The 5,246-nt window shown below is 55.4% G+C and carries 6 protein-coding genes and 2 pseudogenes; 3 read left to right on the plus strand and 5 right to left on the minus strand.

Translation table 11 applies throughout. The features are described from left to right. Positions 1 to 436: integrase core domain-containing protein (locus tag RZ35_RS16730; protein WP_026744332.1), on the plus strand; the 436-nt coding region annotated here is incomplete at its 5' end. Positions 437 to 459: 23 nt separating this feature from the next. Beyond that, a pseudogene (locus RZ35_RS17545) lies at positions 460 to 633 on the plus strand (SymE family type I addiction module toxin); the annotation flags it as partial. A gap of 120 nt (positions 634 to 753) precedes the next feature. On the opposite strand, the gene RZ35_RS16735 reads toward RZ35_RS17545, so the two are convergent. From RZ35_RS16735 to RZ35_RS18545, 3 genes and pseudogenes are all read right to left on the minus strand, one after another. Beyond that, positions 754 to 1,002, minus strand: coding sequence for a DUF7660 family protein (locus RZ35_RS16735; protein WP_026744333.1), 249 nt, complete (start codon positions 1,000 to 1,002; stop codon positions 754 to 756). Position 1,003: 1 nt separating this feature from the next. Further along, positions 1,004 to 1,315, minus strand: coding sequence for a hypothetical protein (locus tag RZ35_RS18400; RefSeq protein WP_026744334.1), 312 nt, complete (start codon positions 1,313 to 1,315; stop codon positions 1,004 to 1,006). Positions 1,316 to 1,351: 36 nt separating this feature from the next. After that, positions 1,352 to 2,617, minus strand: a pseudogene (locus RZ35_RS18545) (RHS repeat-associated core domain-containing protein); the annotation flags it as partial. 1 nt (position 2,618) lies between these two features. Between RZ35_RS18545 and RZ35_RS17555 the strand changes: the two are divergent. Next, on the plus strand, positions 2,619 to 2,810 hold the full coding sequence (locus RZ35_RS17555) for a SymE family type I addiction module toxin (protein ID WP_071999820.1): 192 nt from the start codon (positions 2,619 to 2,621) through the stop codon (positions 2,808 to 2,810). A gap of 55 nt (positions 2,811 to 2,865) precedes the next feature. Here RZ35_RS17555 and RZ35_RS16760 read toward each other — a convergent pair whose 3' ends face one another. Next, positions 2,866 to 3,396 carry an SMI1/KNR4 family protein gene (locus RZ35_RS16760; RefSeq protein WP_026744338.1) on the minus strand — a complete coding sequence of 177 codons (531 nt, stop codon included), beginning with the start codon at positions 3,394 to 3,396 and terminating at the stop codon, positions 2,866 to 2,868. Positions 3,397 to 3,399: 3 nt separating this feature from the next. Then, the coding region (locus tag RZ35_RS16765) for a DNA/RNA non-specific endonuclease (RefSeq protein ID WP_026744339.1) at positions 3,400 to 5,246 on the minus strand (1,847 nt) is incomplete at its 5' end.

The raw sequence follows: 5,246 nt of genomic DNA on the forward strand, positions 1-5,246 counted from the left end.
GCCGGTACTGCATGCGGACAATGGGGCGGCGATGAAGTCGCAGACGTTGCAGATGAAGCTGCATGAGTTGGCAATAACGCCGTCTCACAGCCGGCCAGGGGTCAGTAACGACAACGCGTATGTGGAGTCGTTGTTCAGGACGCTGAAATATGTGCCGCAGTGGCCGTCATCGGGGTTCGACAAGTTAGAGGATACGCGCGAATGGGTAGAGAGTTTTACCCGGTGGTATAACGAAACGCATCGACATAGCGGCATCAGGTACGTAACGCCAGGCCAACGGCACCGGGGCGAAGATGGCAGGGTGCTGAAGAAGCGGGATAAGGTGNACCAGATGGCAAAAGCGCAACGGCCTGAACGTTGGTCAGGCAGGACACGGAACTGGCAGCCGTCAGGTGAGGTTATGCTGAATCCAGGGCGGGAAAAGCAGGCAGCCTAAATCAACCGGGGGTGCCAACTATCTTGACACTTACCGGGCAGTGGCTGAAGGATGCCGGATTTACCACCGGGCAACCGCTGAAGCTGCGTATCATGCCGGGCTGCATTGTGATTACCGTGCAGGATATCCGCGCACTGTGGCAAGACCTGCACGCGCTGAGCATCGCGCCGTTTGATGAGAATGCCGTCACGCACTGACTGAAGCGTTTTCCGGGTGGGCTTAATCTGGCAGGGATGGAGAACGGGCGGTAAATTACCGCCACTGAGCAGCAGATAAAATAAAGCCGGAAGGATCGTTAGGATCACTTCCGGCATGATTTATTCATAAATTTTCGCAGCCATTAAAATATCTGCAAAAACTTTCCAGTTTGTATCTTTCGGTAGTGGCTGATTTGTATTTTCATAATATCCATCCATGTCCTCTATCCACGAAGCCACTGCTTCCAAATAAGATGATAAATCTTTATTTTCCCATTCACCGGGATTTTCTTTAAAATCTCTAGCCAACGCAGATATTAGTTTAACAAGATCATCTTTGCTGCTAACTGGGAAAAATTCATCTAGCATTTCATCCACCTATGATTCGCTTTATTCCATCACCCATCTTAAGGATGATACTTTTTCCATCTGTTTTCGTTGTCATCTTCCACATTTGACCAGCAATTTCCTTCTGTGTAGCCCACTGAACAGGAATTTCTTTCAGACCGGATAATTTGAACGCAGCAAGTCGTCTATGGTCTAACGTCCATAGTTTACCATTTAAATCTTGCCATATTTTTATTGCTAGTAAATCAGTAGGTTTAAGAGTTCCATTTCTTAATGCAGCAGCGTTATCAAGAACGGTATATTCTCCGGTTTGGTTTTTAATTGAACTCTGCATGAAATGAATATCGTCAGGATTCTTAGTGAAAGTCCCACATTTGCTCAGCCCCAGCGGATCAACCCACGTGTTGGGATTCTGGACGTAACCGTAGTTATTTTCTCCCCCCAACACCCCTATCGGGTCCGGCGAGATATACCCGCCGCCAGCCGGGTCGTAGTAGCGAAATCGGTTATAGCACAGGCCGCTTTCGCTGTCACGGAGCTGCCCGGCGAACGCCAGTCCCGGGTCTGCGCTCTCCGTTTCCGCAACGGTGCGCTGGCCCCACAGCGTGGCTTTCGGCGCCTGTCAGCGCAGTTCGCCTTCGCTATCGTACAGCGCCTGCGGCTCACCGTTTTGCGCGCTGCTCACAAAATCCGTTTCCCAACCACCCGCGGTGGTGTGCCGCTGCTGCACCACCAGCGCCCAGCCGTTGTAGACCCAGTGTCGCCGCGACGTCTGTTGTCCCTGACGATAGTGCCGCACTTCCGCTATCTGGTCGCCGTCCCACAGGTAGCGCACTTCTTTACCGCGCTCGGCGCAGCGTTTGCTGACCCGACGGCCGAACGGATCGTAGCGGTAGTACCAGGTCTCTCCGCTTNGGGTGTCCACCGCCCGTAGCTGGTTGCGGCTGTCCCAGCGGTAGTGTCACACCTGCGCCCGGAATCCCGGTTTCACCGCCTGTCGGCGCACCAGACGCCCCGCCCGGTCATAGGTGTAATAAGTATCGTCGCGCTGGACCAGCCTTCCGGCCTCCCACTCGGTCAGCCGTCCTTTCTCCTGCGGCAGGCCGGTGCGGGTGTAGTGGTAGTCGGTCTCGGCGGCCGGCGTCCTGCCCGCGCCACCGGTCAGGACCGACAGCACCCGCCCGGTCTTGTCCAGCCGATACCCTTCGCTGTCGCGGTTGGTGCGCACGCCCGTCACGTTGCCCGCGCCGTCGTAGCGGTACTCCCTCGTCTGCTGCGCCTGTAGGCGTCCGTCATGCGCCTGACCGCTCATCTCGCGCGTCAGCCACCCCATCGAGTCGTACTCGCGCGTCTACAGGAAGCGCCCGCCCCGGCGTTCGCTCTCGCGCCCGGCGGCATCGTGGTTTATCGTCAGCTCCGCGCCGTCCGGCAGTACCACCTGCTTCAGTTCACCGGTGCGGCTGTAGCGGAAGGTGCTGCTCAGCCCTTCTTCCTTTTCCTCTTCCGACCACAGCAGGGTGCGGGTGACGCTGTATTCGTCATAGGTCCGCCTGACTTCCGTGCCGTTCTGCCACTCGCGCACCACCCGGTCGCGCAGGTCGTATTCCAGCTGCACGTGGCTGACCGACGACGTCACAATGAATAAAGCAACCAAAACAGTACATTACTACACGGTGGGATACGCCCCGCATAATGGCAGGCCTAACCCNCCGTCCGCTATTAACCTCAAGGGCCGCTGGCTGGAAGAATCGGGCTTTATGACCGGGATGCCGATAACCGTGACGGTTGAGCGGGGGAGGCTGGTGATTGAGACGGAGATTAATCTGTAGGCGGCGGATAATAAAAAGCCGGAAGGATCTTTACGATCGTTTCCGGCTTTATTCTCTAGAATTTCTCAAAAATGATATTATCAGGAGGAAAATCATTAGGAAATGAGTCTGCTTTTATCTTTCTCGATAAAACACCGGATAATAACGAAGTTATATTTTCATCGAAATATTCTATATCTGGTGATCTAGATGCAACTATTGCAGTTCCCCATACATCGCTATTATTTAGATCGGAAACGACCCAAAATATATAATCACCATTATCTGTTACACCTATTGGTAAAAGCCCATTCTTTTCTGGGTAAAGATTATACTTAAAATAGTCTGGATCTTCATTATTAAGATAATTAAAGTCATCAATGATTAATTTCTTTTGCTCAAAAAAATTAAGATCATTATTTTGAGTAAATGGATTGAATATTGCAATGAAATTAGCGATTCTCCCCGAACCATAGTTACTGATAAACTCAATATAATCATTAGGAAACGTAGTGCTTTCACCTATATAAGGCCAAGCATTACCGCTCCCAGACTCATTGGGGAAATCAGGTGGAACTAAAATGCTATTTAATTTAGGTATGGCCATGGTTTACATTCCAGGAGGATTAAGAAGAGTGACACTTTCAAAGAAGCCGCCACTGCCTTGAGCATTCATTGTTATACCTGCCGGTATCCTAGAAGGACCTTTATATATGGGTGTGACCGACACATCAACTATTTCTCCTCGTTCTAACGCTTTCCTTATACGTCCTTCGATACTGCTCATATCCGGAGTATTCACTGGCCGATGTTGAATAGTAACCAAGTTACGAACATCATCGCCGGAACCGCCTAACTGCCGCCCTAACAAATGTCCACGAGCGCGATTAGAACCAGCTCCTGTAATAAATCCAGGAGGTTGAATCGAAGGATTAGCATGCGTGCCTGTATTTATGTAACTAGAGTCTAGTCGAGCTCTAACACCTGTTGGGCGTCCTAGGTGATCCAAATCACCGTATCGTATGTTACATTCAGCCAACCCAAAAGGATCGATCCAACAGATCGGATTCTGGACGTAAGCATAATTGCTTTCCCCCCCCAACACCCCTATCGGGTCCGGTGAGATATACCCGCCGCCAGCCGGGTCGTAGTACCGAAATCGGTTATAGCACAGGCCGCTTTCGCTGTCACGGAGCTGCCCGGCGAACGCCAGTCCCGGGTCGGCGCTCTCCGTTTCCGCAACGGTGCGCTGGCCCCACAGCGTGGCTTTCGGGGCCTGCCAGCGCAGTTCGCCTTCGCTATCGTACAGCGCCTGCGGTGCGCCATTTGGCGCGCTGCTCACAAAATCCGTGTCCCAGCCGCCCGCCGCAGTGTGCCGCTGCTGCACCACCAGTTCCCAGCCGTTGTAGACCCAGTGTCTCCGCGATGTCTGTTGCCCCTGATGATAATGGCGCACTTCTGCTATCTGGTCACCGTCCCATAGGTAGCGCACCTCTTCGCCGCGCTCGGCGCAGCGTTTGCTGACCCGACGGCCGAATGGGTCGTAGCGGTAGTACCAGGTCTCTCCGCTCGGCGTGTCCACCGCCCGCAGCTGGTTGCGACTGTCCCAGCGGTAGTGCCACACCTGCGCCCGGAATCCCGGTTTCACCGCCTGTCGGCGCACCAGACGCCCTGCCCGGTCATAGGTGTAATAGGTGTCGTCGCGCTGGACCAGCCTTCCGGCTTCCCACTCGGTCAGCCGTCCTTTCTCCTGCGGCAGGCCGGTGCGGGTGTAGTGGTAGTCGGTCTCGGCGGTCGGCGTCCTGCCCGCGCCACCGGTCAGGGCCGACAGCACCCGCCCGGTCTTGTCCAGCCGATACCCTTCGCTGTCGCGGTTGGTGCGCACGCCCGTCACGTTGCCCGCGCCGTCGTAGCGGTACTCCCGCGTCTGCTGCGCCTGGAGGCGTCCGTCGTGCGCCTGACCGCTCATCTCGCGCGTCAGCCACCCCATCGCGTCGTACTCGCGCGTCTGCAGGAAACGCCCGCCCCGGCGTTCGCTCTCGCGCCCGGCGGCGTCGTGGTTTATCGTCAGCTCCGCGCCGTCCGGCAGCACCACCTGCTTCAGTTCACCGGTGCGGCTGTAGCGGAAGGTGCTGGTCAGCCCGTCTTCCTTTTCCGCTTCGTCTTCCGACCACAGCAGGGTGCGGGTGACGCTGTGTTCGTCGTAGACTCTGCGCACTTCCGTGCCGTTTTGCCACTCGCGCACCACCCGGTCGCGCAGGTCGTATTCCAGCTGCACGTGGCTGACCGACGACGTCACCTCGGTCAGTCGTCCCACCGCGTCATAGCGATAGTGCACCGTCTCTTCCGGCGAGGTTTCCTGTATCAGCAGACCGCGTCCGTCGTACTGGAAGCGACGCCGTTCGCCTTCGCCGTTGCGCACCTCGATGCAGTGCCCGTCTTCGTCGTAACCGTAGT

It is taken from the genome of Lonsdalea quercina subsp. quercina, from assembly GCF_000688655.1.
GTDB classification, from domain to species: Bacteria; Pseudomonadota; Gammaproteobacteria; order Enterobacterales; family Enterobacteriaceae; genus Lonsdalea; species Lonsdalea quercina.

What these genes read in the sequence shown, in the direction of transcription:
- RZ35_RS16735 (WP_026744333.1), bottom strand. Translation starts at nt 1,002, where the DNA reads ATGCTAGATGAATTTTTCCCAGTTAGCAGCAAAGATGATCTTGTTAAA.
- RZ35_RS16760 (WP_026744338.1), bottom strand. Translation starts at nt 3,396, where the DNA reads ATGGCCATACCTAAATTAAATAGCATTTTAGTTCCACCTGATTTCCCC.
- RZ35_RS18400 (WP_026744334.1), bottom strand. Translation starts at nt 1,315, where the DNA reads ATGCAGAGTTCAATTAAAAACCAAACCGGAGAATATACCGTTCTTGAT.